This is a genomic window from Kitasatospora sp. NPDC056273 (assembly GCF_042268845.1).
Lineage (GTDB): Bacteria > Actinomycetota > Actinomycetes > Streptomycetales > Streptomycetaceae > Kitasatospora.
In genome coordinates this window covers 180,890-206,242 of the sequence record NZ_JBHJSJ010000009.1, presented here as the reverse complement: position 1 = coordinate 206,242, position 25,353 = coordinate 180,890, and the positions used below count along the sequence as shown (strand labels likewise).

Genomic DNA, 25,353 nt, shown 5'->3' with positions numbered 1-25,353 from the left:
CCCGGCCCTCTCGGGCGGGGGGGCGGCCCCGCCCCGGGGGGGGGGGGCGGCCCCCCCGGGGGCCCGGGGGGGCCGCCCCCCCCTACCGGCCCCCCGCGGCGGCGGCCCAGTCCACGCCGAGCACCTGGGCCGCCGCCGTCCACGTGAAGGAGACCCAGGTCGTCACGATCGGCTGGAACTACAACGGCACCTCGGTCGGGAAGTACGACTGGGTCGGGCTGTACAACTGCGACCCGGACAAGTGCGGTGTGAACTCCTACGTCTCGGGCGCCTGGCAGTGGGCCTCGTACGGCACCTCGTACACCTTCACCCGGGAGCTCACCGACTCGCTGATCGGCGCGTACTGGACCGGCTACGTCTCCTACGACTACGCCTCCGGCCAGTACCGGCTGATGTCCTCGCAGATGAACATCCTCGCCTGAGCGGTGGCCCGGCGCCCGCTCCCCCTCCACCCACCACGTTCGATCCGCACGAAGGAGAAGACCATGAAGGTCTCCAGGAAGACCCTCGCCAGGGCCGGAACCGCGCTCCTGCTCGCCGGGGTGACCCTGGCACCGACCGCGGCCCAGAGCCCGGCCGTGGCCTCGGCCACCGGGACCGTCGCGTTGACGCCCCCGGCCGCCCCGGGGGGCGCCGCCCAGGCGCTGGCGAAGCAACTCGGGCTCCCCGAGGAGCAGGTGGCGCAGCGCCTCGCCGCGCAGGACGGGCTGTCGAAGACCGCCCGGGCGTTCCGCGACAGCCAGGGCGACAAGGCCGCGGGCGTGTGGCTCGACGTGATGAAGGGCGAGGTCCACGCCAACGTGCTGGACGACGAGGGGGAGCGCGCGGCCCGGGCCGCCGGCATCATCCCGCAGCGCGCCGCCTACACCACCGCCGAACTCCGGGACGTGCACGAGCGGCTCAACGCGGCCTCGGAGAAGAAGCTGACGCCGGGCGACAGCTCCTGGTCCCTGGACACCGAGGCCGACCGCGTCACACTCGACGTGCCGGCCGGAACGGACACCGAGGCGCTGCTGCGGACGGCCGGCATCACCGGCCCCGACCGCGCGAAGGTCAGCGTCACCACCCACCAGGGGACCGCCTACGCCCGGACCGGCCTGGTCGGGGGCGACGGCCTGCGGGACGAGAACAACACCGGCACCTGCTCGGCCGGAATCATGATCAAGCAGGCCAAGGTGGCCTACCTCGTGACCGCCGGCCACTGCTGGCTGGGGCAGTCGAACCCGGCGATCCAGCGCGACGACAGCTGGCGGGACAACCAGGGCAACACCCGGATCGGCCGCATCTCCGACCGGCAGTTCCCCGCCTCGGACTACGCGCTGATCGAGATGGACAACCCGCGGGGCTGGACCCCCGGCGGGCGCGCGGTCAAGACGTCCAACGGCTACAACGAGTACTACGACTACATCCGCAGCGCGGACAACGAGATAGTCAACGGTGGGGAGATCTGCGCCTCGGGCGTGACAAGCGGCTGGCGGTGCGGCAAGTTCCTGGACGGCATCTCCACCTACACCACGGAAAGGAGGCTGCCGAACGGGCAGACGGAGACGTACACCTCGTACAACCAGGTCAAGGTCCTCGGCATGCAGTCCGAAGGCGGTGACAGCGGAGGGGCCGCCCTCTACGGCGCCAGCGCCGTCGGCACGGTGACCGGCGGCTCGACCGGCAACTCGATGAAGCCCTACACCTACATCCAGCCGCTCTCCAGGATCGCGCAGGACCTCGGGGGCATCTCCACGGTCGACTGGTGACCACCCCACGGCGCAGGTGAGGAACGCGAGCACCCTCGGTGCGGGAAGCCGGCCCGGCCGGCTTCCCGCACACGCCTGTCGGCGGCCGGGGCCGCCCCGTCCGAACAGCGGAGGGCGGCAAGGGCGCACGCCGGGGGCGCGCGCCATGACGCTGTGCAAGCAAAAGACCGCATTCCGGTAACAACCCGGAGGAGGCCGGGACTACGGTGACGATCACATCGGAGTGCGGAACCCGCAGTACCTGAGGGGATTTGGGATGCCACATCGGCGTCTGGAGAACGGTCTCACGTCGAGCCCGGCGGTGATGTTCGGCGAAGCACTCCGCTTCGCGCGCGATTTGGCGGGCTACACGCAGGAAGGGCTGGGCAAACTCCTGCACTGCCACCGAACGGTGATCACCCGGTACGAGAGCGGCAAGCGCTCGATGCCGAGGGACACCGTCGAACGAGCCGACGAGCTGCTCGGCATGAGGGGCCTGCTGGTGAGGCTCTGGGAGCGGGTGGACTGGCATGCGGACATCGAGCACCCCGACTGGTTCCAGAAGTACGTCGAGCTGGAAGCGGAGGCCGTGGCCGCCCGGGTGCTCCAGTACATGCGGATCAACGGGCTGCTTCAGTGCGAGGAGTACGCCTACGAGATGTTTCGCCTCGGCGATGCCCGGAACAACCCGGAGTGGCTGGCCGAGCGGGTGGAGGCTCGGCTGAGTCGGCAGGACCGCTACCTGGTCGACAACGGGCCGTCAATGATCGTCGTGCTCCATGAGAGCGCGATCCGGAGCGTCATCGGTGGACCGGGCACCATGAGAAGGCAGATGGAGCACCTCCTCTCCGTCGGGGAACGATCCAACATTCTGATCCAGGTAGCGCCGTTCTCCTGCAGGACGCGGAAGCTGCCGACCACATCGGTGGTGCTGTTGGAGCTGCCCGACGGGAAGGAGTGGGTCTACTCGGAGAGCCTGTACCGAGGGCACTTCAGCGACGCCCCTTCGATCGTGCAGGAGGCCCGCCGGGACTTCGACCTTGTCCGCGGGTCTGTACTCTCGGTCGACGACTCCCATGCCTTCATGACCGAAGTAACGGAGGAATACCGGTATGCGGAACGCCGAGCTGAGCGGGGCGCAGTGGTGCAAGAGCAGCTACAGCGGGGACAACGCGGGCGAGTGCATCGAGGTGGCCCCCGGATTTCCCGGTCTCGTCCCCGTGCGTGACTCCAAGGACCCCCACGGCCCGGCCCTCCTCTTCCCGGCCGCCGCCTGGGGCTCCTTCATCACCGCGATCCGGGGGGACGAGTTCCCGGCCGTGAGCTGACCGGACATCAACGACAGGGGGCGGGGCGCCCGATGGCGCCCCGCCCCCTGCTGTGCCGGGCCGGCTACTCGCGGTTGCTGCGGCCCAGCAGGGCGGCCGAGTCCGGGTCGCCGATGCGGGTGGCCACCGCGCCCTTGAGCACGGTCAGGGCCGCGGGCAGCGCCGCGACCGCCGCCGCCTTGAGCGAGCCGATCGATGTGAGGTCGAACTTGTCGGCCAGCAGCAGGCCGAGGAACGCCACGGCGTACGTGGCGACGGTGCGCTCGACCAGGTCGACGATGAGCTTCCGCATGGTCAGGACTCCTTCGCGGTGAAGGTGGTGGGGTGCGCGGTTGCGGAGCACCCGGTGGCGGCGCCGTTCTTCGGAGGGCATGCCGTCCTGCGGGACTGCGGTGGGGTGCCGGACGCCCCGGGGCGGGGCCGTCGGAGCCGTCGGGGTCGGAGGGGGTCGACGGGGCCAGAGGGTCGGAGGGCATGCGCCATCGGGGAGTTGCCGCCCCGGTGTACACGTTCAAGCCGCCGGATCCGACGACGCACCCCGGTACCGATTTCCTTTCCGCGTCCGGCCCCGCGCCCGCCTCACCCCAGCGGGGCGCTCAGCTCCACGGCGCGCAGCGCCGCCGCCAGGGCGGGGGCGTCGCCGACGTCGAGGGCGGTGTCCGCCAGCTTGATCACGTGCTCGTCACCGTGCGCCAGGGCCCGCTCGAAGACCTCCTCGGGGGTGAGGGGGCCCGGCGGGGTACAGGCCGCCGGCTCGGTCGGCGCGTACATCGCGGTGACCGCCGCCGACGCCGTCCAGGCCGCCCGCAGGCCGGCCGGCCACAGGTCCGGCGGGAGCGCGGGCAGGGCGCGCAGCACGGCGTTGGGGGCGGTGGCGGCGTGGACGAGCATGGTCTCCTCGCCGTGCCCGTACGCGGCGTAGCGGTGGGTGGCCGCCCGGACGAGTTCCGCGAGGCGGTCGGCCGCCTCCTGCGGCCGCGTGACCCCGGCGGCCGTCCACGCCGGCAGGGCGGTGACGCGGTCGAGCCGGGCGGGGAAGCCGCCGTCCTGGACGGCGATGGGCACCACCGCGTCGAGGGCGGCGGCCGCGCCGGACAGCACGCCGGGCAGCGTGGCGAGGGCGGCGACGGGCCGGTGGCGGGCGGCCCAGTAGCCGAGGCCGTGGGCGAGTTCGGCCAGCCGGGGCCGGGTGGCCTCGCCGCCGGACAGCAGGGTGCGCACGGCGTGCCCCACCCGGATCACCGGGTGGGTGGAGCCGCCGTACAGGCCGGGCAGCAGCCGGGGCCACCAGCGGGCGAGCACCTCGTGCCAGGGGTGGTCGGCGAGTTGGCGCTCGAAGTGGTCGATCCAGTCGGCCGCGCGGCTCGGATCGCCGAGCGCCGCAGGCCAGTTGGCGTCCGTGACCGGCTCGACGCGCCGCGGGAAGTCCTCCAGCTTGCGCGCGTACTGGTCGAGCCAGCGGTGCACGGACCGTGCCTGTCCGTGGGCGGCGAGGGCCTCGACGGCCATCGGCGCGTGGTTGGTGAGCCGTCCGAGCCGCTCGGGCCCGGAGGCGTGCAGTCGTTGGAGCGCCTCGTCCAGAATGCCGGTCATATCCGTCGTGTCCGTCGTATCCACGGCAAGGACCGTAGGCGGGACGCCACGGACGGCGTAACGGGCCGGAGACCTAGGCCCGGAGAAGGGCTCCGGCCTGCCCGTCTGGTCCGGCGGGCGCCGAGGCCCGCCGGGGGACGGAGGGGCGTCGCCGACGTCGAGGGCGGTGTCCGCCAGCTTGATCACGTGCTCGAGGAGAGCGCGTTCGACGGCCGGCTCCGGTCGAGCGGTCGGCGCGGAGGGTCTACCCGTCTGCGCGGGGACGCGTATGGCGTAGGTCATGAAGCCGTTGCGCTCACCGGTGAGGGCGAAGCCCGCCTTGCGGAGGACGTGGCCGGAGGCGGGGTTGTCCGGGCGGTGCTTGGCGCGGACCTCCGGCAGGCCGAGGTGGTCGAAGGCGAGGGCGAGGAGTCTGCGGACCCCTTCGGTGGCGTAGCCGCGGCCCCAGGCGTCCGCGCGCAGGATGTAGCTGACGGCGGCGAGGGGGCGGTCGTGGTGGAGTTTGACGATGCCGAGGAGGTCACCGTCCACGGCGAGGCCGAGCACGTACAGCGTGCGCGGTGACTGTGCCGCTGCCGCCATGATGTCGCGTAGGCGGTAGCGGGCTTCGTCGGCGTCCATGGGCGCCCGGCCCAGGTACTGCGTCGACTCCGCGCTGTAGATCCGGAGCAGGGATTCCTCGTCGCCGGGGCCCAGCTCCCGCAGCTCGATCATCCGCCCGCCGCTTCGATGAGTCCGGCCAGTTCGGCGGCGGTGGGCCGCTCGTCGGGGGCGGCCAGCAGGGCGTAGCTCAGCCGGGCCTGGAGGGCGGGCCAGGGCATCGCGGTGGACATGGGGACGGCCCGGTGGGCGATGGCCTTGCGGATCTCCTCCACGGGCGTGCCCTTGGGGAGGCCTGCGGTCGCGTAGTCCAGCGGCCACGTGCCGGTGGTGCAGGTCCACAGGGTTCCGGCGAGGGCGTAGATGTCGGCGGTCTGTGTCGTGGTGACGGGCTGGCGGCCGTTGATGATCCGGGCGGCGAGTTCGGGGGCGGTGAGGTGGATCATCGTGCCGCCGAACGTCGGCCACGGTGTGCTGCCGATCCGCCGCGACCAGGCGAAGTCGAGGAGGCGCACCGTCCCGTCCTCGCTGTGGATGCCGTGCGCGGGCTGGAGGTCCCCGTGCACCCACCCGTCGGCGTGGAGGTCCGCCACGGCGCGGCACAGTCCGACGGCGGCGGCGAGGGCTTCGTCCTTCCCGCCGTCGCCCTTGCGCACGGGGCGGAAGACCTGCCACGTGGAGGGGCCGGCCAGCCACGGGGTGACGTACCAGATGCCGTCGGCGAAGCGGCCGGCGGTCACGGTGTAGCCGGGGAGCTGGTCCAGCACGGAGGCTTCGCGGGCGGTCACCTCGGCGGCCCCGCCGGTGCCCAGTTTGATGCTCGCCGAGCCGCGCGGACCGCTGGCCTTCCACACCGCCGAGCCCCGACGGTTGCTGATCTCCGTCAGCTCGATCGGCCCGCAGAAGGCCTCCGCCGCGCTCAGCGCTTCGCGGGCCTCGGCAGGGAACTCGCCCATTCTCGAACTGCCTTCCATTCACAAGGGATGTGCTCGAAGACGTCGCGGCCGTCGTCGGCCGAGACTGCCAACGCCGCCGCGAGGTCCGGGGTGGTCTCCAGAAACTGCGGGTCCAGCGGCCGGACTCCCGCTCGTACCGGGAGGAACGAGAAGGGCGGCGGCGGGATCCGCTGCCCGCGCCGGCCGGTCTCGACCGTGCCCTGGGGGAACTTGCCGAACATGACCCCGACCGGGGCATACAGGTGCTTCAGCGCCCAGTGCGGCCAGGCCATCAGCTCGCGGTGGTCGGCGTCCTCGCAGTGCCCGCGCAGCACGACGTTCTCGCACGCGAGGACGCCGAACGGCCGGCCCATCAGCGGGCGGACCCACTCCGCGGCCTGGACCCCGGCGTGGAACAACTCCGCCTCCACGGCGTACCGGTGGCTGCCCGGGGCAATGTCGTAGACCGTCCACCCCGTCATGCCGCGCGACGTGGACGGTCGCAGGAACGGGCAGTGTTCGTACAGCCCGGCGAGGTACCCGTCCACGTCCACGCTGACGGGGTTCTCCGTCCGGGCTTCGGTGAGGCGGAGCGCCCCGGCGGTCGGCCGGGACGCTCCGCCGGATGGTGCGGTGATCACCGGCTGGTCGCCACCGGAACGAGGTCGTCCCCGTCGCCGGGCTCGGGCGCACAGTTCCACTCGGCCCAGACCTCGCCCGTCTCGCGGTAGCGGGCCAGGGCCTCGGTGTCGAGCGTGCCGTCGGCGTCGGTGAACCAGATCTCCGGCAGGGGGCCGTACGCCTCCTCGTACGCCGACACCCAGGGGATGAAGCCGGTGCCGCTGCCCTCGACGTGCGTCAGCTTGCGGCCGGCGTGCCGGAGGGCGAACGCGTCGTGCGCGGCCGGGTCGGCGAGCAGCCGGTGCCAGGCGGCGTCGACGGCGGCCGAGAACATCTCCGGCTTGGCCTGACCCGCCTCGATCCGGTGCGCGGCGATCGTGAAGAACTTGCCCAGCTCGTCCAGCTCGACGCTGGGCGTGACGGTGGTACCCATGCACTTCTCCAATCCGTGTTCACCTCTGCTCGCTCGTACCTCGGGCGAGCAGTCGTGCGGTGGTGCCCCGTCCCGGTGGAACCCTCGTGCTGCCACCGGGCCGGGAGTCTTGGGGCGACCGAAGGCGCGGGTGCCGTCCAGAAGCGGCCGGAGGCCACGAGCACGGTTACCAGCGCTATCAGCACGAGCAGTGCGGCCGTGTGGGCGACGGCCACCGGTGCGGGGGTCGGGACGCCGCGAGCAGCCCGTTCGGCCGTCCGTGCGGCACCAGAGCGGGTCGCCCTCCACCACGCTGTAGACCGTAGGAGTTTCAGCCAGACGCTCTCCAGCAAGTTGCACGCAGTTGCAAAGCAGTCACCCGAGAGAGTCAATCGCCTCTGTGATCAGGGTGCGAGCGGCGGTGCCGTGCACGGCATCTGCGGCCAGTTCCCCGAACCGGCTGATGTACATGGCCACTTCGGAGGGCTGCGTGATCTGGAGGTACCCGGAGACGAGTTCGACGTTGGCCTGTGACGAGTCGTAGAGCGAGAACGCTTCGACATGCATCGAGTGGCGCGAGTATCCCCTCGGAACGATTCCCAGGCTCACGTTCGCCAGGGAGGCGATAGCGGTCAGGTGGACGAGTTGGCCGGCGGCTACCTCCGTGCCGCCAAGACCGTGATACAGGCATGCCTCCTCGATGATGAAGGCGAAGGTCTTCCCGTGGTCCCTCAGGATCTCCTGTCGCTCCATACGCACCTGCACGGCCTCTTCCACGTCGTCCACGGCAACACGACGGCGTTGGGTGGCTTGGAGTACCGAGCGGGTGTAGTCCCGGGTTTGGAGGAGACCGTGCAGGATGCCAGGTGTGTACGCCCGGAACCGTGTGGTTCGCTCGTACAACGGCAGGACCATCTCCTGGGCGCGCTTGAGCCCGCTCCGCTCCATGCGTCGCCACTCGGTGAACATGGTCTCTACCGAGCGGAGGGAAGCCACCAGGTCCGCGGCCTGGTCGTCTGCTCCGCAGGCCCGGCACCAGTCCCTGACGTCCTGCTCGGAGGGTGCCGTGATCGCGTTCTCGATGCGGGAGCACTTCGACTTGCTCCAACCGCACGCACCGGCGAGAGCAGGCCCTGTGAGCCCGGAGTCCTTACGGATCTCCTTGAGCCGTTCGGCCAGAGCTTTCCGGGCCTGCTGAACGCTCGATGAGCGAGAGGTGCGCATCTTGTTCGGTTACTTGAGCGCGTAGTCCGCGTGCGGAGTCGCCCTGTGCCACACGGTCTCGAAGGCGTTCTTCACGAGCTGAACGACGGTGGGTTCGGTCGTCCACTCCCGGTCCACCACATCCCCGTCACCCGAGAAGAAGGTGAACATGATCCTGGAGTCATCGAACATCCACAGGTCGGTTCCGGGCAGAGCGATGTCTGCCGCCAACCGGCGTGGAAGCCAGCGAACCTGCTCGCCGATAGCCACGTTCAGGAATGTCACGTGGTGCTCGTAGCGGATGTACTCCGTGACCGGCTCGGAGACGATCCGAGCCCGGCGCATGACCACGCCACGGTCAATCACCTCTCCGGCGAAGGTGGTCCAGTTCTGGAACCACTCCGGCCGGTCGTCCGGGCTGTAGCGAAGCCCCTCCCGATAGCGCTGGAACTGCGGGTCGTTCGGTGTGTAGCTGTCGCGCATCTCCAGGTGCACGGCAGAGAACTTGGCCTCTGCCATGGCCGTGGCGATCGGGTTGGCCACGCTACTCCTTCTCGTCCTCTTGAGTGGCCAGCCTTGCGGCGAGGTCCACGATGAACTTGATCATTTCTTCCGGGAGGCGGATCACGGTCTCGTGGTCAGGCACGTCAGTCGAGTGCCCGGGGACCGAACCAACCTCCTTGCAGCGGTTCAAGTCCTCATCGCTGGCCTTGTAGGACTGGATGAGCAGGTCGCCGTTCTCCGGGTCACGCCAGATCGTCGGCGAGTCGACCTCTGGCGTGTTGGAGATGATCCCGATGAACTGTAGAGGCTCCACGATGCTCCCTGTGATTCCGGTTCCGCGTAGTTGCACAACCGGCGGGCTCATCCTGGCGCGTACACGACCGACCTGTCAGGCGTTTCCATTTCTGACTGACTGTCAACTTGGCCTCCCGGAGTCCGGCGAGAGCACAAGTAGCCGTGCGGGTAAGGGGAAAGCCCCATCTACCCCGCTGCTCGACAGACCTGGTCCCGCAGGCAGCGGCTACGAAAGAGCGAGAAGCGGCACCGCACGATCCGACCACCTCGGGCGCCGAGGCCTGCCGAGGCCCGCCGGGGGCGGACGGCCGGGCGGCGGCTCCTCAGGAGCAGTCCCAGTGGTGGTCCACCGGGCGGTCCGGGCAGGACCGGCACTCGAAGACGTACACCCCGCCCGCGTCCCCGATCATCAGCCCGGCGGGGCTGTGCGCCCCGCGGCCGCCGTCGGCGTCCCGGCGCTCCTCGCCCGTCTCGTCGTCCCGGTCCTCCAGCGGGAGCCAGGTGCGGTACGACTCGCCGTCGTACTCCCAGCTGCTCACCGTCAGGAGGTGCTCCATCGTCCGCCCGCAGGTCGGGCAGTCCGGCCAGCAGGGCTCCTGGGTCCAGCCCGGGTACCCGCCGAGCTTGATCCCCGGCGCCTCGGCCAGGTGGTAGCCGTACCGCAGGCCGGTGCGGGCCCGCAGTTCCTCCATCCGCACGCGCAGTTCCGGGCCCAGGCCCTCCGGCATGTCCCAGCTCGGGTAGTCGACCACCGGCTCGGGGTGCAGGACGCACGGTGCCGGGATGCTGTCCTTCGGCGCGGTGCCCACGGTCGGCGGCACGGCGGCGAGGGCCGGGCCGACCTCCTCGGAGCTCCGCCAGCGCACCAGGGGCGTCGCGGTCGGGCAGCAACCGACGATGAACGGGCACCAGAGCACCTGGAGCAGGTCCGTCCCGGCGGGGAAGGCGAGTTGGGGCACGTCCCGTCGGTGGATCTGGACGACGGGGACCAGCGGCACCGGCCCCTCCGTGGCGGGCCCGTCCCACTCCCCCGGGTGGCTGGTGCTCGGGCACAGCGGCCACGGTTCGTCGGCGGGCCACAGCAGCGGCCCGCCGACCGAGCTCTCGGCCGCGGACGGGCTGCCGGCGCGCGGGTGGAGGCGTACGGCGTCGCGGCGCAGCGGCGCCAGCTCGGGGAACAGCTGCTCCAGGTCCACGGGGCGCTTCGGGGTGGTGCGGGTCATCGTCGTCTCCATCGGGCGGTGCTCGTGCGGGCACCGCGTACCCGCCGACGGCATCACCGTAGGACACGCCACCGACAGCGGCCTCGCCCGCCGTCCGGCCCGCCCGGCGACGGCGGGCCGGACGGGAGCACCTCCACTCCGGGCGGGCGGGGATGTCAATGCCGTGGACACTGACCATCCGGTCCCCGGCGTCCGTTTTTTGACGTACCGTCAGCTCGCACAGGTGCAGGTGTCCTCCGTAGACACGGCCGCCGGTACCGCGATCGTCGTCACGACCCCTGCCTTCGCCACGGCCCGCGCCGGGCCCCGCACCGCCGAGGAGACGTCATGAGCGAACCACGCCCCCGCACCGCCGAACCGCACCGCACCGAACCACGCCCCGCCGGGCCGCGCGCCCGCCGCCGCACCCTCGCGGCCGGCCTCGCCCTCGCCGCCGCCCTGACCACGGCCGCCGCGACCGTCCCCGCCCAGGCCGCCACCGCCCAGGCGCTCGACCGCTACTACCAGCAGCGCCCCGACTGGCACAGCTGCGTCCAGGGCCCGGACGACCAGGTGGGCGCCGACCTGGAGAAGGCCGGCGCCCGCTGCGCGGAGGTCACCGTGCCGCTCGACTACGGCGACCCCGGCGGACGCACCGTCACCCTCGCGCTCTCCCGGATCAAGGCCACCGACACCCGCCACCGGATCGGGACGCTGCTGCTGAACGACGGCGGCCCCGGCAGTCCGACGCTCGGCGCGCCGACGAGGGTGCACGCCGCGTTGAAGGACACCGCCGCCCGCTTCGACATCGTCGGGCTGGACCAGCGTTTCGCCGGCCGCAGCGCCCCCCTCGACTGCGACTGGCCGATCGGCTACAACATCACCTCCGCCGGGACCACCCGGGCCTCCTTCGAGCGCCAGGTCGCCTTCCAGCGGGACCTCGCGGCCCGGTGCCGTTCGGCGGCCGGGGACCTGCTGCCGCACGCGAGCACCCGCGACGCGGCCCGGGACATGGACGTGGTGCGGGGCGCGCTCGGCGAGCGGCGGATCTCCTACCTCGGCCTCTCGTACGGCACCTACCTGGGCACGGTGTACAGCCAGATGTTCCCCGGCCGCTTCGACCGGGTGGTGCTGGACGGCGCGCTGGCCCCGGACCACGTCGGGCCGGAGCTGCTCCCCAACATGGTGCGGGCGAACGAGCGGGCGTTCGCAGACTGGGCGGACTGGGCGGCGCGGCGCAACGACACCTACGGGCTGGGCCGCACCCGCGAGGAGGTGGTCGCCGGGGTGCTGCGGACGGTCGGGGCGGCCTCGGCGCGCCCGCTCGTCCTCGGCACCGGCGCGGACGCCTTCGAACTCGACGACACCCGGGTGCCGCTGCTGGTGTTCGGGAACCTCCAGGGCGACTCCGACGCGGAACGGGCGGGCCTCGCCGAGCTGATGGCGGTGCTCGCCGAGGCCGCGGCGGGCCGGCCGGTCACCCCCTCGGCCGAGACCACCGCCCTGCTGCGCTTCCTGTTCACCCCGCAGGGCTCGCAGGCCGGCAGCGTCTCCCAGGCCATCCTGTGCGCGGACGGTACGGCGCCGCGCGATCCCGAGGAGTACTGGCGCCGGATCGAACGCGACCGCGCCCGCTACCCGCTGTCCGGCCCGCTGCTCGACAACATCTCCCCGTGCGCCTTCCTGGACGCCCCGCGCGAGGCGCCCACCGAGGTGCGCCGCGACGCCCGGGCGCTGATCCTCTCCGCCACCGGTGACCCGCGCGCCCCCTACCGGGACGGCGTCGCGCTGCACGGGCTGCTGCCCAGCTCCCGGCTGCTGACCCTGCGGGGCGCCGACCAGCACGGGCTGTACGGGACGTACGGCAACGCGTGCGTGGACGACGCGGTCAACGCCTACCTGGCGGGCGGGCGCCTGCCGGAGGCCGACGTGACCTGCACCAAGTAGCGGCAGCGTCCCGCCGCCGTCCGCACGCGGTCCGGGCGGCGGCGGACGGCGTGCGTTCGCGCTCGTGCTCGTGCTCGTGCCCGTGCTCGCGCTCGGCAACGGCTCGGGCACGCTGGGGAGTTGAGTACGGGGGCGGATTGCGGGCCGCGGCGCGGGCGGGCCAGGGTGTGGGCGCGGACGCGCGCGACCCGAGAGGATCCCTGCCGGTGAAGAAGCTGCTCAAGGACGTGGCGACGAGCCTGGTGTACCTCGTCGTCATGCTGGTGAACCCGCTCCTCAACGGCGTGCGGTCGCTGCGGGCGCACCACTGGCCGACCGAGCGGCGCAAGCTCAGGCTGATCGGTTCACCGACGGCGCGGGCGGCCCGGGCGGCGGAGCGGGAGCGGATCCGGGGGCTGGTCGAGGCGCTGGGAGCGGTGGAGGGGGTCGAGCACCTGCTGACCCAGGTACTGGACCAGTCCACCCGCCCGTCCACCTACGGCCTGGACCACCCCCGGGACACCCTGCTGGTCTGCCGCATCCACGCCCGCGCCTACTTCGTCGTCCGGGAGGACGTCCTCGACGTCCTGCGGCGGATCGAGGCGGCGGGCGTGGCCGACTGGCAGGCCAACGGGCAGGGGCCGGACCCGCACGGGAGCCTGGAGCACGCGCTGCGCTGGTACCGCGACGGCGGCGTCGACGCCAACGGCTGGCGGATGGACCCCCCTTGCCTGTCCAGCCCCGGTGCGAAGCTGACCTGGGACCGGCCCGGCATCCCGCCCCGGGACCCGATCCCGGCGGGCCCGTACCCCAACCGGCTGTTCACGCTGGAGCAGACCCCGCCGGACGCGGACGCGGCGCGGCTGCTGGACGAGGCCCGTGCGGACGGGCGGGGCGTGGTCCTGGAGCTGGCCTTCGGCGCGGGCTGGGTCGACCACTGCCAGTACCACAAGGTGGCGCGCGGCGGCTTCGCGGGGCGCGGGCGGCTCTGAGCGGGGGGTGCCCGGTGGGGCCGGGGCGCCCGGACGGCCTCTCCGGGCCCGTCCGGGCGCCCTCACCCGCTCACCGGCTCACCCGTTCAGCCGCGTTTCAGCACTGGGGGCGGCGGCCGTGGTTGGCCCCGTGCTTGGCCCTGGCCTTCTTCTTGCGGCGGCGCTTCGACGACATGGCCACTCCTCTCGCAGCCGGGACTTCCGGTCTTCCACCGTTCCACACCCGGGCGGCCCCGGCCCGTCGAGCGCCCCGGCCCGTCGAGCGGCCCCGCGGGTCTCAGGCGCCGTCGCCCGCCAGGGCCGCGCGCCAGGCGGGGCTGTCGACGTAGTGGTTGTCGAAGCGCTCGGACGAGGCCGCGATCGCCCCCGGCGCGGTCTCGCCGCGCATGACGCTGCCCAGCAGGCGCAGGTAGTCGAAGCGGTCCATGCCGGGCGCGAACACGCACAGCACGTCGGCCTCGGAGCCCGGGGCGGCGGCGAAGGCGTGCGGGGTGTGCGGGGGCACGGCCAGGAAGTCGCCCGCGCCCAGCACGGTGACCTCCTCGCCGACCAGCACCCGCAGCGAGCCGCCGATCACGAAGAACAGCTCCCAGGCCCGGGTGTGGAAGTGCGCGGGCGCCCCGGGGGCGCCGGCGGCGAAGGTGGAGCGGTAGACGGTGAAGCCGCCCTCGCCCGGGGCCGAGTCGGCGAGCAGCGTCATGGTGGAGCTCGGGTCGGCGCAGATCTCGGCCTCGGCGCAGCGGGTCAGCACGGGGGCGGCGGGGGTGGTGGCGGGGGCGGCGGGGGCGGTGTTCCTCGTCGTCGTCATGTGACCAACCTATGGCCGGAAAGACCCACGATCAGGTGGCAATCAGCGACCGTTTCCATGGGTCAATTTCCTCCCGCCAACCCGTCTCCCCGCGTCCTCGGCCTCCCCCGTGCCGCCCGGGCGCCGTCAGTCGGGGAGGTTCCCGTTGCCGCCCAGGTTCGCCACCATCCGGCGCAGCACGTTGACCGTGGTCACGAACTCCTCGGTGCCGATGCCCTCGTGGGCGCGTTCGCTGACCGCCAGGTTGCGCTCGCGGGCGCGCAGGCGGCCGGCCTCGCCCTCCTCGGTCAGGGTGAACGCCCCGTCGGCGTCCTCGGTCAGCCAGCCGCGGGCGATCAGGTCGTCGAAGACGGCGTCGAAGGCGGTGCCCTGGTCGTCGTACGGGGCGAGCCGCTCGGCCAGGGTCGTGCGGGTCCACCCGCCGGGCCGGCCGGCGGCGTGGTTGAGCGTCCACCAGTGCGGCTGGGTGAGGCCTTCCACCGCGAGCTGCACGCGCAGGCCGTCCACCACCAGGCGGCGGAAGAGCTCGCCGGTCCACGCCCCGATGGGCTGGGCGGCGATGATCTGCGGTTCGTAGGTCTTGATCGTCATGTCCGGTGCTCCTCCACCTGGTCGTCAGGACACGACCGACCGTAGGACCTCAAGCCGCCTTGAGGTCAAGGCAGTTCCGGGCCCCGGGGCGCTGCGGTGGTCAACTCCCTTCTAGGGTGGCCCGCATGAAGACCGCACCGGCGCTCGCCGCCGCCCTCGCCCTGTCCGCGGCCGCCGTACTCGGCGCGGCCGCCCCCGCCTCCCCCGCGTCCTCGGCCTCCCCCGCCGCCGACCCGCTGGAGCGCTTCCACCGCCAGCCGCTCGCCTGGTCCGCCTGCCAGGAACCGCAGTTGGCCGCCGCCGGCGCCGAGTGCGCGGCCCTGACCGTCCCGCTGGACTACCGCGAGCCGCGGGGCCGCACCCTCTCCCTGGCCGTCTCCCGGATCCGCTCCGCCGACCCCGCCAAACGGCGCGGGATACTCCAGACCAACCCCGGCGGGCCCGGCGAGCGCGGGCTGGACATGCCGGCCGCGCTGCGGGAGCAGCTGGCGCCCGGGACGGCGGCGGCCTACGACCTCGTCGGCATGGACCCGCGCGGGGTCGGCGCCGGCGGCCCCAACTGCGGCCTCACGCGCGGCACCTGGCTGCGCTCGACCGGCACCGGCCAGGCCGGCTTCGAGCAGGCCTGGCGCCTGGCCAAGGCCGACGCGGACGCCTGCTGGAGCAAGTACCCGGACCTGCTGCCCCACCTGACCACCCGCAACACCGCCCGGGACGTCGACGTGCTGCGCGCCGCGCTGGGCGAGCAGCGGACCTCCTTCTTCGGGCAGTCCTACGGCGCGATGCTGGGCGCGGTGTACGCGCAGCTGTTCCCCCGGCGCGTCGACCGGCTGGTGCTGGACAGCGCCCTCGACCCGGCGCGGTACGGCATCGGGGTGTTCCAGGACATGGGCGGCGCCAACGAGCGCGCCCTGGACAACTTCGCCGCCTGGGCCGCGCCGCGCGACGCCGCCCACCACCTGGGCGCCACCCCGGCGGCGGTGCGGTCCACCGTCGAGGGCCTGGTCCGGCGGGCCGAGGCGGCGCCGATCGCCGTCGACGGCTACCGGCTCGACGGCGCCCTGCTGCCGGTCCTGCTCGCGGTCTTCCAAAGCGACGACCGCGACAGCGCCGAATACGCGGACGCGCTGCGCCAGTTGCTGGACGCCGCCGACGGCCGGCCGGTACAGGCGGGCCCGGCCCTGCACCAGCTGCTGACCATGCTCCTCGCCCCGGGCCCGGAGGCCGGCGCCGGCCTGTCGTCCACGGTCGCCATCGTGTGCGACGACGTGGCGATGCCCCGCTCGGCCGCGTGGTACCGCGACGCCGTCGAACACTCCCGCGCCACCGAGCCGGTCTTCGGCCCGGTCTACAACGGCCCCGTCCCGTGCGCCTCCTGGCGCGGCGCCCCGCTGGAACCGCCGGTCGAGGTCCGCAACACCGTCCCCGCCCTCCAACTCCACGCCACCGGCGACACCCACGCCCCCTACCAGGGCGCCCTCGCCCTCCACACCCGCCTGCCCGGCTCCCGCCTGGTCACCGTCCCCGGCCGCGTCCACACCCTCACCCTCAACGGCTACAGCCCGTGCGCGAACGCGGCGGTGGACACCTACCTGTCGACGGGGGCGCTGCCGGCGGCGGACACCGTCTGCTGAAGGAAGGGCGGCTACGGACTGGTCGCCCTCCACTCCTTCAGGGCGGCCAGTCCTTTCCGGAGGTCCTCGGCCCACACGTCGTCGATGTCCTCCGGGACCGCTCGCCGCTCCGCGACCATGGCCTTCCGCAGCGCCTGGTCCAGCTCGGAACTTCCATGTTCCACACAGGCCTTGTGAATCCGCACCAGGTGCTCGACCGGCGCGAACGAAGCCACCGCCGTCAGTACATCCGACCGCGCCTTGCTCTCGCGGCCCTCGCCGGAGAGCCAGTGGAAGAGGTCGACGGGCTTTCGCAACCGGGCAAGCGCTCGTTCGACACCGGTGCTGTCGTAGACGCGGCGCATGGCCTCGAACTCGGCGACGAGACGCATGACGTCCCGCACGGAGTAGCCGCACGCGATACGCTCGATGAGGCGGTCCGCGGCCGCGTCCTCGTCGGCGTCCCGCAGGCAGACGACCGCCGCACGGATCCCCGTCAGACCACCCGGGCCGCCCATCTCCCACAGCACCAGTTCGGTGTCTGTTGCGGACATGAGCTGGTCGAGGGCCGCGACATCCCTCTCACGGAGCCTGAGCACGGCCCCCGCCTGCCGGATCTGGTTCTCCAGCTGGGCGATGCGGTCCAGCGCCGCGTCCCGTTCCCCGGTCAGCATGCGGGCCTCCTCCCGGCTGCGGATGCCGAGGTTCTCCAACGCGGCCTCTGCGTCCTTCCGCCGCTTGCGCTCGTCTTCGAGCTCGTTCCGGAGGTCGGCCAGCTCCTGGACCGTCCGGGCACGGTGGCGACAGAGGTCCTCGTGGGCCGTGGCAAGCTCGAACTCCCGGGCCTGGAGCGGACTGCGGACGCGCGCCGCCGCGTACATGGCCGACCGGGTCCGCGCAAGCTCGTCGGCGTCGACCGGTACACCTTCGCGCTCGGCCACCAGAAGGTGGAGCCGAGCCGCGATCTCCCGGCGGGGCACCTCCCGGCCGTTGAGGAACTTCGACAGCCGAGTGCTGTCGATGCTGATCCCGTCCCCGCTCAGCCGGTCGGCCAACTCCTCCGAGGTAAGGCCGATCCGCTCTCGCAACTCGCGCAGGCGCTCCGCACAGAGCCGCTCCGGCTCCGACAGCCGCTCGTCCAGCGGGGCCAGCCCCCTCCGCACGGGCACCCCGTGCCGGTCTCCGTGTTGCGCCCTCGGCAAGTTGCGCTCTCCCACCGCAAGTTCCGGTTGCGACCTGACGCAACCACCGTGCAGACCATTGTGATGGGCGCTGTACCGAGAAGTCGTCCCATCCACGGAGATCCCCATGCGCCGACAGCAGCGTTCCCGTCCCCCTCGCCCGTTCCTGGAGTTCCGCGTCGGCGGCTTCCGCCTGACCCTGCAGTCCCGGCCCCGCCACCCGGCCGTGCTGCTCCTCGGCGGCCCGGCCGTCAGCGCCCTGACCGCCGTCCTCGCCGCGCGCCGTTAGCCGGCGCCCTCGCGCAGGAGGGCCGCGAAGGCCTCGGCCGCCGGGGGCACCCGCCGGCCGCGCCGCGTGACCGTGTAGACCTGCCGGACCGGGGTGTCGTCGGGGTGCAGCGGGATGAGGGCGATGCCGGGGCGGGTGACGCGGGCGGCGAGGGAGGGGATGAGGGTGATGCCCAACCCGGCGGCCACCAGGCCGAGTTTGGCGGTCCACGCGGCGACCGTGTACTCGATGCGGGGCTGGAAGCCGCTGCGGACGCAGGCGGCGAGGAGGGTGGATTCGGCGTGGCGGCGGGCGGCGATCCAGGGTTCGTCGGCGAGTTCGGCCAGGCGCAGGCGGCGGCGCCTGGCGAGGCGGTGGCCGCGCGGGAGGGCGACGAGCACCGGGTCGTCCATGAGCGGCCGGAAGTCGAACTGCTCGCCGGTGTCGGCGGGTTCGGTGTACGAGGCGACCAGGGCGAGGTCGATCGCCCCTTCGGCGAGCAGGTCCAGCAGGTGCGCCGCCAGTCCCTCGGTGAGGCTGATCGCCACGTCCGGATGCGCGGCGCGGAAGGCGGCGAGGGCGCCGGGCACGAGGGCGGCGTTGGCGCTGTCGAAGGCGCCGACCCGCAGGCGTCCGGCGGTGAGTTCGGTGAGGGCGACCAGGTCGCGCCGGGTGGTGTCGAGCCGTTCCAGCATCGCCTCGGCGTGCGGCAGTAGCGCCCGGCCGTGCTCGGTGAGCCGCACCCCGCGTGCCAGCCGGTCGAACAGCGGTGTGCCCAACTCGGCTTCCAGGGTGGCGATCTGGCGGGAGATCGCGGACTGGGTGAAGCCCAGCCGCTCACCGGCGGCGGTGAAGGAGCCCAGGTGGGCGACGGTGCGGAAGACGTCCAGCCAAGCCATGTCCATTCCGCATGACTACCATGCGGGACATTCGCTTGTCGCCTGGCTCGTGGCTGCCTAGCGTGGCGGCCATGGAGAAGATCGCTTTTCTGGGACTGGGCCGGATGGGCCTGCCGATGGCCCGCCGACTCGCCGACGCCGGTTACCCGTTGACCGTCTGGAACCGCTCCCCCGGCCGCGCCGACGGCCTCACCGGGGCCGGGGCCACCGAGGCCGCCACCCCGGCGGAGGCCGTGCGCGGCGCGGACGTCGTCGTCACCATGCTGTCCGACCCGGCGGCCGTCGCCGAGCTGGCCGGACGGTTCACGGCCGACCTCGCCCCGGGCACCCTGTGGATCGACATGTCCTCGATCGGCCCGCGCGCCACCGCCGCCCTGCGCGCCGAACTGCCGGACGGCGTCGCCCTGGTGGACGCCCCGGTGATGGGCAGCACGGGCCCGGCGGCCACCGGCGACCTGACGGTCTTCGCGGGCGGCGAGGACGCCGACCTGGACCGCGCCCAGCCGGTCCTGGAGCACCTGGGCCGGGTACGGCGCTGCGGCGGCCCGGGCGCGGGCGCGGCGCTGAAGGTGGTGGTGATCGGCGCGATCGTCGCCTCCGTCACCGTCCTGGGCGAAGTCCTGGCGGTGGCCGATGAGTTGGGCGTTCCGCAGGAGCAGGCGCGGGAGGTGCTGTCGGCCGGGCCGCTCGCGGGGGTGGCGGCCCGGGCGTTCGGCACGGGGTCGGACTTCCCGGTCCGCCTGGCTGCCAAGGACCTCGCCCTGGCGGGCGGCGGCCCGGTGCTGGCGGCGGCCCGCGAGGTGCTGCTGGCGCACCCGGAGATCGCCGAGGAGGACCTGTCGGCGGTGCCGGGGGCGCTGCGGCGCGGCCGGTAGGGCGGCGCCGGGGCGCGCGGCCGCGTGCGGCGGTGGCCGGGGCCACCGCCGCACGGGCGTTCGTCACCAGAAGTGAGGGATCCGCTTCCAGGGCTTCGAGGTGATGAAGTTCACGGCGGCCGATCCGCCACCGATGACGGCCTGGGCTCCCTTGTCCCAGAGGTCCGGCCCGATGCTCTTGAACTTCTTGACCGCGCTTCCCTGCCCGAAGCAGAGGAGGTTGAACCCGAACATGCCGACGGAGGACTGGAACTCCGAGCTGGTCCAGCCGTACCCGATTCCGGACAGCACGGTGCTCAACCCGCCGGCGACCAGCGACGCGACGCCGAGGGTCTCGGAGGCGATCACGCCGGCAGGCCCCACCCCCGGGGCGACCAGGGCCGCCACCGACACGCCCCCCAGCCAGGTGCTCAGGTCGCCGCTCAGCGTGGCGTACCTGCGGGCCCGGGCCTGGGGGTCGATGACGGAATCGAGGTCCGGCAGCGGCCGGGTGGTGTCGTAGGCCACGTTGTCGAAGCGGATGACGTGGTTCGCGGCGTCCTGACGGGCCTGCTCCGCCACCCTGGCCGCCTCCGCCGCCTGCTCCTGCTCGCGCTTGCGGGCCGCGATGTCCCCGGCCTCGGTCGCGGCCCGGCCGGCCTCCTCCGAGCTCTTGCCGGCGGCCAGCGCCGAGGCCCTGGCCTCACCGGCCGACGCGGCGGCACCGGCGGCCGACGCCACCGCGCTGTGGGCCGACGCCGCGGCCTGGTTCGCGGAGTAGTTGGCCTGCCGGCTCGCCAGCCTCGCCGTGGCCGAGGCGGTCTTCGCCTGCTGGGCGGAGGACGCCGCGGCGGTGGCCGAGGCCGTGGCCTCCGCGGCCTTGTTCCGCGCCTCGTCCGCGTAGCCCTTGGCCTGGTCGGCCGACGCGCGGGCCCGGTCGGCCCACTGGCCCGCCTCCTGGGCCGCCGAACGGGCCTGGGCCGCGACCACTGACGCCTCGGCCGCGTTCTGGTTCGCCTGCGCCGCGATCTGGGCGGCGCTCGCGATCAGCGCCCGGACCGCCCCCACGTGGGCGGCGGTGTCCTGGTCCTTCTGGGCCGCCCGGTACTGGCCCCAGTCGACGAAGTCGCTCTGCATCGAGCCCGGGCCGGACATCACGACCTGTCCGAGGGCCGCCACGGTGGGGCCGCCCTGGCCCATGATGGTGAGGACGGACACCCGGTCGTCCTCGGCCTTGGCCTCCCAGTAGCCGGTGGCCAGGAACTCGGTCAGGGCCTTCGCGGAGCGGTCGTTCAGCGCGGCGTTCGCGGCGGCGGTGACCGCCTTGCCCGCGTTGTACATCAGCTTGAGGACCCGGACCCGGTTGTCCTCGGCCTGGACGTCGTGGACGCCCTGGGTGAGGAAGGCCTGGATCCGGTCCGGGCTGTCGGCGGCCAGCGCCTGCTGCGCCGCCTCCGCGAGGCCGGGGCCGCCGAGGGCGGAGAACACCAGGGTCATCTCCCGGTCGTCCTGCCGCAGGGCCTTCGGGTACTGCGACCCGGCCCAGTCGACCACCTCCCGGTCGGTACCGGAGAGCGCGCTCTGGGCGGCCCGGCTGGTCCACGCGCCGCTGCTGGACAGCAGGTTGACGGCGGCCCGGCGGCCGGCGGCGGCCGCCGCCGCGGTGTCGACCGCCGGGTCGGCGGCCTTGGCGACCAGCTGCCGGGTGGCCTCGTCGACGGCTGCCGCCCGGGTCGTGGCGGTCTCCCGCGCCCGCTCCTCCGCCGCCGCGGCCTTGCGGAGTGTCGTGGCCTCCTCGACACCCACCTTGGCGTCGGCGTCGATCTGCTCCTGCTCGCTCTCCCGGGCGAGCTTCTCCACGTTCTGGGCCACCGCCACGGCGTCGCTCGCCACCTTCGCGGCGGCCACCGCCGCGTTGGCGTGCTCGGTGGCCTTGTTCGCCCAGTCCTGGGCGTTGCCCGCCTGGTTGGCGGCCTCGTCCGCCGCCTTCGCGGCGTTCTCCGCGTGGGCGGCGGCTCCGTTGGCGGCCGCCTGGGCGTCCTTCGCGGCCGAAGCCGCCCGGGAGGCCAGCGCGTTGGCCCGCTTCGACGCCGCGTCGGCGGCGGCGGACGCGCTGCGGGCGACAGCCGCCGCCTCCGACGCCCGCCGGGACTGCGCGGTGGCCTGGCCGGCGGACACCCCGGCCGAACTCGCCGCGTCCGCGGCGTCCGCCGCGTTGCGCGCAGCGCTGGCCGCGGAGCTCGCGGAGAGCCCGGCCTGCGCGCCCGAGACGGCCGCGCTCGCGGCGGCGTCCGCGGCACTGCGGGCGCCGGCCGCCGCGTCCCGGGCGGCCTGCGCCGCGTTGCGGGCCGCCTGGGCCTGGCCGGCGTCCTGGCGGGCCGCCGAGGCGGCCTGGTAGGCACGCGTGGCGGCCTGACTCGCGGCCGCCGCGGCACTGGCCGCGCCGCGGGCCGCGTTCGCCGCCGTCCGGGCCGCGGCCACCGCCGTGTTGGAGGCCTGGATCGCGGTCCGCGCGGCGTTGGCCGCGCCCTCCGCCGCCTCGGCCGCGCGGTTCGCGGCCCGCCCCGCCTTCACCAGGTCGTTCTTGGCCTCCTCGGCTTCCTTGGCGGCCTTCTGCGCGGCCTCCTTGGCCAGTCGGGAGGCCTCCTGCGCGCGCTCGCCCGCCGCCTTGGCCGCATCGGTCTCGGCCTTGGCTCGCTTACCGGCCTCCGTCGCGGCATCGACGAGCTGACTGATCGTCAGGGTCTCCTGGTCACGGGCGCGGGCCAGCTCCAGCCCGCTCTCCAGGAAGTCCGCGATGTCGTCGGCCGTCCCGCTCAGGGCCCGCTGCGCGAGCTTCTGCACCTCGGGGCCGCCGCCCGCCAGGGCCTTGAGGACCTCGACCCGGTCGTCCTCCTCGCGGGCCTCGACCAGGCCCGCGCCAAGGAAGTCCGTCAGCGCCTTGGCGGAACCGTCGCGCAGGACCTTCTGCGCCGCCTCCTGGACCGCGCGGCCGCCCGTGCTGATGGTGGTCAGCACGGCCACGCGCCGGTCCTCCTGCAGCGGGTCCTGGAAGCCGGTCAGCACGAACTCGTGCAGCTGCGCGTCCGTGCCGTTCAGGGCCTGTTGCGCCGCGGCCCGCACACCGGCGCCGGAGAGGGAGAGCATCTTCAGGACCGCGGCGCGCTCGTCCTCGATGGTCGCCCGCTGCAGACCGGTGGCCAGGAAGCCGCTGATCTCGGCGTCGCTGCCGACCAGCGCGGCCGCCGCGGCGTCCTTGACCGCCGACCCGCCGGCCATCCACGCCTCGACCACCTGGGTGCGCGCGCCCGCGGGCAGCGGCGCCGGCCCCGGATCGGCGGGGATCGCCGCCGCCACCGTCGTGCCGAACACCGCCATGGCCAGCGACAGCGCCGTCACCGCGGTCAGCCGGGCCCGGCGGCGAAGCGTCGGCGGAGGCATGGCTCCGGATAATTTGTCGACCATTTATCCTCGATTCCTTGAGCTCTTTTCAAGCGAAATTCAAAGCCTTTTCTTGGGCATCAGAACCAGCCCGTCGAACTGTCACACAGACCACGGACGAACGGGTTCGATGTTGAATTCATGAGCCAGGCCGCAGATCGGGTACAACGAGGCCGTCAGGTTGGAGAAAGCGCTGGTCAGAATGGGTCTCTCGTTCGCCTTGCGGCCGGAGGGGCGGATTCCGACGGGGATCGCCGCAGGCCGCTCGGCCCGCAATATTGGCTCGAACAAGACCCTTTTGCGGAACTCGGCGACCGTGATACCAATAGGCGCCCGATCCAATGGCGAGGCACCTGATGCCGCACTGGCTCGGCGCATCGTTTACCTCGATCGCACTATTCCCTTGCCCGTGGAATTCCATACGAGGAGGCCACACCAGCATGAAGACCTTGTTCCGCGTCCTGACCACCGGTGCCGTCGTCGGTGCCGTCGCCCTGACCGGTCTGACCACGGTCGGCGCCGCTCCCCTGCCTGCCGGGGCCGCCACCGCGGACGACACCCCGCCACCGGCCGTCGAGGACTTCGCGTACCCCCAGGCCGACAAGATCTTCCAGGAGCGCGGCATCCGGCTGAAGAGCGGCGACGGCCACATCCTGCTCGCCACCTGCGACAGCCGCCCCGGCCTGCTCGAAGTGAACGCCCGGAACATGAAGACCACCGACCCGGTCGGCCACGGCCGGTTCTGCTTCCAGATCAGCGGCCCGACCGGCCGGCTGAGCCTCGAACTCCCCTCCGTCTACGCCGCCGTGGGCAACGACTACGCCGTGCGCTTCGACATGCGAACGGACACCGAGACCAAGTCCTTCAACGTGACGAAGAACGCCTGGACACCGGTCGGTGAGAGCGCGGACCCGCCGCAGGCGCGCATCTTCAGCCTGCTGGAGATCACCGCCACCGCGTGACGCACGGTCCGCTCGTCCCCGACCACCGACGAAGGAAAACCTCCCCATGCCCCGCCCGCGCTCCGCACGGACCGCCGGGACGGTCAGCGCCGCCGTCCTCGCCGCCGCCCTGCTCGCCGCAACACCCGCCCCCGCCCTGAGCGGCGACACCGCACTCGCCGGCTCGTACGCCTTCACCGTCAAGCTGGACATCGGCAACGGCCAGCGCGCCTGCACCGGCGCCCTGGTCGACCCGTACTGGATCGTCACCGCCGCCGCCTGCTTCGCCGACGACCCCGCCCAGCCGACGACCGTCCCCGCCGGCCCGCCCGCGCTCAAGGCCACCGCCACCATCGGCCGCACCGACCTCACCACCACCACGACCGGCCAGGTCCGGGACATCGCCGAGCTCGTCCCCCGCACCGACCGCGACCTCGTCCTGGCCCGGCTCGCCACTCCCGTCACCGACATCACCCCGCTCGCCGTCGCCACCACCGCCCCCACCGCCGGTGAGGACCTGCTGGTGACGGGCTACGGCCGCACCAAGGCCGAGTGGGTGCCCGACAAGCTCCACAGCGCCGCCTTCACCGTCGGCGCCGTCGACCCGACCGGCCTTGCCATCGCCGCCAAGGCCCCCGCGGACGCCGCCGTCTGCAAGGGCGACACCGGCGGCCCCGCCCTGCGCAAGGTCGGCGACCATTACGAGCTCGCCGCCGTCAACAGCCGCTCCTGGCAGAACGGTTGCCTCGGCGCGGCCCCGACCACCCGCACCGGCGCGTACGAGACCCGGGTCGACGACCTCGGGGGCTGGATCCAGCAGGCCGTCTCCGCCTGGTCCGCCGTGGTCGCGGCCCGTTCCGGGGGCCGCAGCACGGTCTACAACCCGGACACCAGGACCGCCGAGACCTTCGCCCTGCGGAGCGACGGCGCCGTGATCCACGCCTACAACACCAACGGCGAGGGCTGGTCCGGCTGGTACGTCCTCGGCGACGGCGCGCGGTTCACCGGTTCCCCGGCCGTCGTCCACAACCCGGTCACCAACACCCTCGACGTGTTCGCCACCGGCACCGACGGGTCCATCTACCGGGCGACGTGGAGCCGCGCCACCGGCTGGTCGGCCTGGACCATGACCGCCGACTGGAAGTTCCGCGGCTCCCCCACCACCGTCTACAACCCGGACACCCGGACCGCCGAGGTCTTCGCCCTGCGCGCCGACGGCGTCATGGCCCACCTCTACAACACCGACGGGGCGGGCTGGCACGGCTGGTTCACCCTCAACCCCGGAGGCGCCTTCGTCGGCGTACCGGCCGTCCTGCACAATCCGGTCACCAACACCCTCGACGTGTTCGCCACCGGCACCGACGGGTCCATCTACCGGGCGACGTGGAACCGGGCCGGCGGCTGGACACCGTGGATC

General features: G+C 73.2%; 25 protein-coding genes and 1 pseudogene. 11 read left to right on the top strand and 15 right to left on the bottom strand.

Annotated features, from left to right (window positions below; genetic code table 11):
• The first annotated feature begins 143 nt into the window (after positions 1-143).
• The 4 genes from ACFCY1_RS11730 (at position 144) to ACFCY1_RS11715 (ending at position 3,058) form a co-directional block, all read left to right on the top strand.
• Positions 144-422 (top strand): hypothetical protein, encoded by a 279-nt coding sequence (locus ACFCY1_RS11730; RefSeq protein WP_375874346.1) that lies wholly within the window; start codon positions 144-146, stop codon positions 420-422.
• Positions 423-485: 63 nt separating this feature from the next.
• Positions 486-1,751: a S1 family peptidase gene (locus ACFCY1_RS11725; protein ID WP_375874345.1), complete on the top strand. Its 1,266-nt coding sequence runs from the start codon at positions 486-488 to the stop codon at positions 1,749-1,751.
• A gap of 223 nt (positions 1,752-1,974) precedes the next feature.
• Positions 1,975-2,958: a helix-turn-helix transcriptional regulator gene (locus ACFCY1_RS11720; RefSeq protein ID WP_147408976.1), complete on the top strand. Its 984-nt coding sequence runs from the start codon at positions 1,975-1,977 to the stop codon at positions 2,956-2,958.
• The gene (locus ACFCY1_RS11715; protein WP_375874344.1) at positions 2,921-3,058 is read left to right on the top strand and encodes a DUF397 domain-containing protein; all 138 of its coding nucleotides are present in this window, start codon (positions 2,921-2,923) and stop codon (positions 3,056-3,058) included. Before ACFCY1_RS11720 ends, ACFCY1_RS11715 begins: the two co-directional genes overlap by 38 nt.
• 64 nt (positions 3,059-3,122) lie before the next feature.
• On the opposite strand, the gene ACFCY1_RS11710 is transcribed toward ACFCY1_RS11715, so the two are convergent.
• From ACFCY1_RS11710 to ACFCY1_RS11665, 10 genes and pseudogenes are all read right to left on the bottom strand, one after another.
• On the bottom strand, positions 3,123-3,350 hold the full coding sequence (locus tag ACFCY1_RS11710; RefSeq protein WP_049657972.1) for a holin: 228 nt from the start codon (positions 3,348-3,350) through the stop codon (positions 3,123-3,125).
• Positions 3,351-3,637: 287 nt separating this feature from the next.
• Complete coding sequence (locus ACFCY1_RS11705; RefSeq protein WP_375874363.1) at positions 3,638-4,651, bottom strand: questin oxidase family protein; 1,014 nt, start codon at positions 4,649-4,651, stop codon at positions 3,638-3,640.
• A gap of 321 nt (positions 4,652-4,972) precedes the next feature.
• A pseudogene (locus ACFCY1_RS11700) lies at positions 4,973-5,365 on the bottom strand (GNAT family N-acetyltransferase); the annotation flags it as partial.
• Positions 5,362-6,207: a hypothetical protein gene (locus tag ACFCY1_RS11695; protein WP_375874343.1), complete on the bottom strand. Its 846-nt coding sequence runs from the start codon at positions 6,205-6,207 to the stop codon at positions 5,362-5,364. The gene ACFCY1_RS11695 and the pseudogene ACFCY1_RS11700, both read right to left, overlap by 4 nt.
• Positions 6,171-6,827: a hypothetical protein gene (locus tag ACFCY1_RS11690; protein ID WP_375874342.1), complete on the bottom strand. Its 657-nt coding sequence runs from the start codon at positions 6,825-6,827 to the stop codon at positions 6,171-6,173. Before ACFCY1_RS11690 ends, ACFCY1_RS11695 begins: the two co-directional genes overlap by 37 nt.
• Positions 6,824-7,240 carry a hypothetical protein gene (locus ACFCY1_RS11685; protein ID WP_375874341.1) on the bottom strand — a complete coding sequence of 139 codons (417 nt, stop codon included), beginning with the start codon at positions 7,238-7,240 and terminating at the stop codon, positions 6,824-6,826. Before ACFCY1_RS11685 ends, ACFCY1_RS11690 begins: the two co-directional genes overlap by 4 nt.
• Positions 7,241-7,594: 354 nt before the next feature.
• Positions 7,595-8,443: a helix-turn-helix domain-containing protein gene (locus ACFCY1_RS11680; protein WP_375874340.1), complete on the bottom strand. Its 849-nt coding sequence runs from the start codon at positions 8,441-8,443 to the stop codon at positions 7,595-7,597.
• 9 nt (positions 8,444-8,452) lie between these two features.
• On the bottom strand, positions 8,453-8,965 hold the full coding sequence (locus ACFCY1_RS11675) for a DUF6879 family protein (RefSeq protein WP_375874339.1): 513 nt from the start codon (positions 8,963-8,965) through the stop codon (positions 8,453-8,455).
• A gap of 1 nt (position 8,966) precedes the next feature.
• Positions 8,967-9,290: a hypothetical protein gene (locus ACFCY1_RS11670; protein WP_375874338.1), complete on the bottom strand. Its 324-nt coding sequence runs from the start codon at positions 9,288-9,290 to the stop codon at positions 8,967-8,969.
• 253 nt (positions 9,291-9,543) lie between these two features.
• The gene (locus tag ACFCY1_RS11665) at positions 9,544-10,443 is read right to left on the bottom strand and encodes a DUF1963 domain-containing protein (RefSeq protein WP_375874337.1); all 900 of its coding nucleotides are present in this window, start codon (positions 10,441-10,443) and stop codon (positions 9,544-9,546) included.
• 327 nt (positions 10,444-10,770) lie between these two features.
• On the opposite strand from ACFCY1_RS11665, the gene ACFCY1_RS11660 reads away from it, so the two are divergent.
• Entirely contained in the window at positions 10,771-12,369 is a 1,599-nt protein-coding gene (locus ACFCY1_RS11660; RefSeq protein ID WP_375874336.1) for an alpha/beta fold hydrolase, read from the top strand.
• Positions 12,370-12,575: 206 nt separating this feature from the next.
• Positions 12,576-13,340, top strand: coding sequence for a hypothetical protein (locus ACFCY1_RS11655; RefSeq protein ID WP_375874335.1), 765 nt, complete (start codon positions 12,576-12,578; stop codon positions 13,338-13,340).
• Between the two features lie 277 nt (positions 13,341-13,617).
• On the opposite strand, the gene ACFCY1_RS11650 is transcribed toward ACFCY1_RS11655, so the two are convergent.
• Both ACFCY1_RS11650 and ACFCY1_RS11645 read right to left on the bottom strand, forming a co-directional pair.
• Positions 13,618-14,148 (bottom strand): cupin domain-containing protein, encoded by a 531-nt coding sequence (locus ACFCY1_RS11650; RefSeq protein WP_375874334.1) that lies wholly within the window; start codon positions 14,146-14,148, stop codon positions 13,618-13,620.
• Between the two features lie 126 nt (positions 14,149-14,274).
• Positions 14,275-14,739 (bottom strand): MarR family transcriptional regulator, encoded by a 465-nt coding sequence (locus ACFCY1_RS11645; protein ID WP_375874333.1) that lies wholly within the window; start codon positions 14,737-14,739, stop codon positions 14,275-14,277.
• A gap of 125 nt (positions 14,740-14,864) precedes the next feature.
• On the opposite strand from ACFCY1_RS11645, the gene ACFCY1_RS11640 reads away from it, so the two are divergent.
• A complete protein-coding gene (locus tag ACFCY1_RS11640) occupies positions 14,865-16,373 on the top strand; it encodes an alpha/beta hydrolase (RefSeq protein ID WP_375874332.1) in 1,509 nt (502 codons plus the stop codon).
• 11 nt (positions 16,374-16,384) lie between these two features.
• On the opposite strand, the gene ACFCY1_RS11635 is transcribed toward ACFCY1_RS11640, so the two are convergent.
• The gene (locus tag ACFCY1_RS11635) at positions 16,385-17,569 is read right to left on the bottom strand and encodes a helix-turn-helix domain-containing protein (RefSeq protein ID WP_375874331.1); all 1,185 of its coding nucleotides are present in this window, start codon (positions 17,567-17,569) and stop codon (positions 16,385-16,387) included.
• Positions 17,570-17,660: 91 nt separating this feature from the next.
• On the opposite strand from ACFCY1_RS11635, the gene ACFCY1_RS11630 reads away from it, so the two are divergent.
• Complete coding sequence (locus ACFCY1_RS11630) at positions 17,661-17,822, top strand: hypothetical protein (RefSeq protein WP_159028502.1); 162 nt, start codon at positions 17,661-17,663, stop codon at positions 17,820-17,822.
• Here the strand turns inward: ACFCY1_RS11630 and ACFCY1_RS11625 are convergent.
• Complete coding sequence (locus tag ACFCY1_RS11625; RefSeq protein WP_241852733.1) at positions 17,819-18,700, bottom strand: LysR family transcriptional regulator; 882 nt, start codon at positions 18,698-18,700, stop codon at positions 17,819-17,821. The two genes, ACFCY1_RS11630 and ACFCY1_RS11625, sit on opposite strands and share 4 nt — an antisense overlap.
• A gap of 71 nt (positions 18,701-18,771) precedes the next feature.
• On the opposite strand from ACFCY1_RS11625, the gene ACFCY1_RS11620 reads away from it, so the two are divergent.
• Complete coding sequence (locus ACFCY1_RS11620) at positions 18,772-19,575, top strand: NAD(P)-dependent oxidoreductase (RefSeq protein WP_375874330.1); 804 nt, start codon at positions 18,772-18,774, stop codon at positions 19,573-19,575.
• Positions 19,576-19,638: 63 nt separating this feature from the next.
• On the opposite strand, the gene ACFCY1_RS11615 is transcribed toward ACFCY1_RS11620, so the two are convergent.
• Positions 19,639-22,995 carry an ALF repeat-containing protein gene (locus tag ACFCY1_RS11615; protein ID WP_375874329.1) on the bottom strand — a complete coding sequence of 1,119 codons (3,357 nt, stop codon included), beginning with the start codon at positions 22,993-22,995 and terminating at the stop codon, positions 19,639-19,641.
• Between the two features lie 440 nt (positions 22,996-23,435).
• Between ACFCY1_RS11615 and ACFCY1_RS11610 the strand changes: the two genes are divergently transcribed.
• The gene (locus ACFCY1_RS11610) at positions 23,436-23,957 is read left to right on the top strand and encodes a hypothetical protein (RefSeq protein WP_375874328.1); all 522 of its coding nucleotides are present in this window, start codon (positions 23,436-23,438) and stop codon (positions 23,955-23,957) included.
• A 46-nt stretch (positions 23,958-24,003) separates the two neighbouring features.
• Positions 24,004-25,353 (top strand): trypsin-like serine protease (locus tag ACFCY1_RS11605; RefSeq protein ID WP_375874327.1); only part of this gene is annotated, 1,350 nt, incomplete at its 3' end.

Coding starts and splice junctions, on each gene's coding strand:
- ACFCY1_RS11725 (WP_375874345.1), top strand. CDS start 486: ATGAAGGTCTCCAGGAAGACCCTCGCCAGGGCCGGAACCGCGCTCCTG.
- ACFCY1_RS11710 (WP_049657972.1), bottom strand. CDS start 3,350: ATGCGGAAGCTCATCGTCGACCTGGTCGAGCGCACCGTCGCCACGTAC.
- ACFCY1_RS11705 (WP_375874363.1), bottom strand. CDS start 4,651: ATGACCGGCATTCTGGACGAGGCGCTCCAACGACTGCACGCCTCCGGG.
- ACFCY1_RS11695 (WP_375874343.1), bottom strand. CDS start 6,207: ATGGGCGAGTTCCCTGCCGAGGCCCGCGAAGCGCTGAGCGCGGCGGAG.
- ACFCY1_RS11685 (WP_375874341.1), bottom strand. CDS start 7,240: ATGGGTACCACCGTCACGCCCAGCGTCGAGCTGGACGAGCTGGGCAAG.
- ACFCY1_RS11680 (WP_375874340.1), bottom strand. CDS start 8,443: ATGCGCACCTCTCGCTCATCGAGCGTTCAGCAGGCCCGGAAAGCTCTG.
- ACFCY1_RS11670 (WP_375874338.1), bottom strand. CDS start 9,290: ATGAGCCCGCCGGTTGTGCAACTACGCGGAACCGGAATCACAGGGAGC.
- ACFCY1_RS11665 (WP_375874337.1), bottom strand. CDS start 10,443: ATGACCCGCACCACCCCGAAGCGCCCCGTGGACCTGGAGCAGCTGTTC.
- ACFCY1_RS11660 (WP_375874336.1), top strand. CDS start 10,771: ATGAGCGAACCACGCCCCCGCACCGCCGAACCGCACCGCACCGAACCA.
- ACFCY1_RS11650 (WP_375874334.1), bottom strand. CDS start 14,148: ATGACGACGACGAGGAACACCGCCCCCGCCGCCCCCGCCACCACCCCC.
- ACFCY1_RS11645 (WP_375874333.1), bottom strand. CDS start 14,739: ATGACGATCAAGACCTACGAACCGCAGATCATCGCCGCCCAGCCCATC.
- ACFCY1_RS11640 (WP_375874332.1), top strand. CDS start 14,865: ATGAAGACCGCACCGGCGCTCGCCGCCGCCCTCGCCCTGTCCGCGGCC.
- ACFCY1_RS11630 (WP_159028502.1), top strand. CDS start 17,661: ATGCGCCGACAGCAGCGTTCCCGTCCCCCTCGCCCGTTCCTGGAGTTC.
- ACFCY1_RS11625 (WP_241852733.1), bottom strand. CDS start 18,700: ATGGCTTGGCTGGACGTCTTCCGCACCGTCGCCCACCTGGGCTCCTTC.
- ACFCY1_RS11620 (WP_375874330.1), top strand. CDS start 18,772: ATGGAGAAGATCGCTTTTCTGGGACTGGGCCGGATGGGCCTGCCGATG.
- ACFCY1_RS11615 (WP_375874329.1), bottom strand. CDS start 22,995: ATGCCTCCGCCGACGCTTCGCCGCCGGGCCCGGCTGACCGCGGTGACG.
- ACFCY1_RS11610 (WP_375874328.1), top strand. CDS start 23,436: ATGAAGACCTTGTTCCGCGTCCTGACCACCGGTGCCGTCGTCGGTGCC.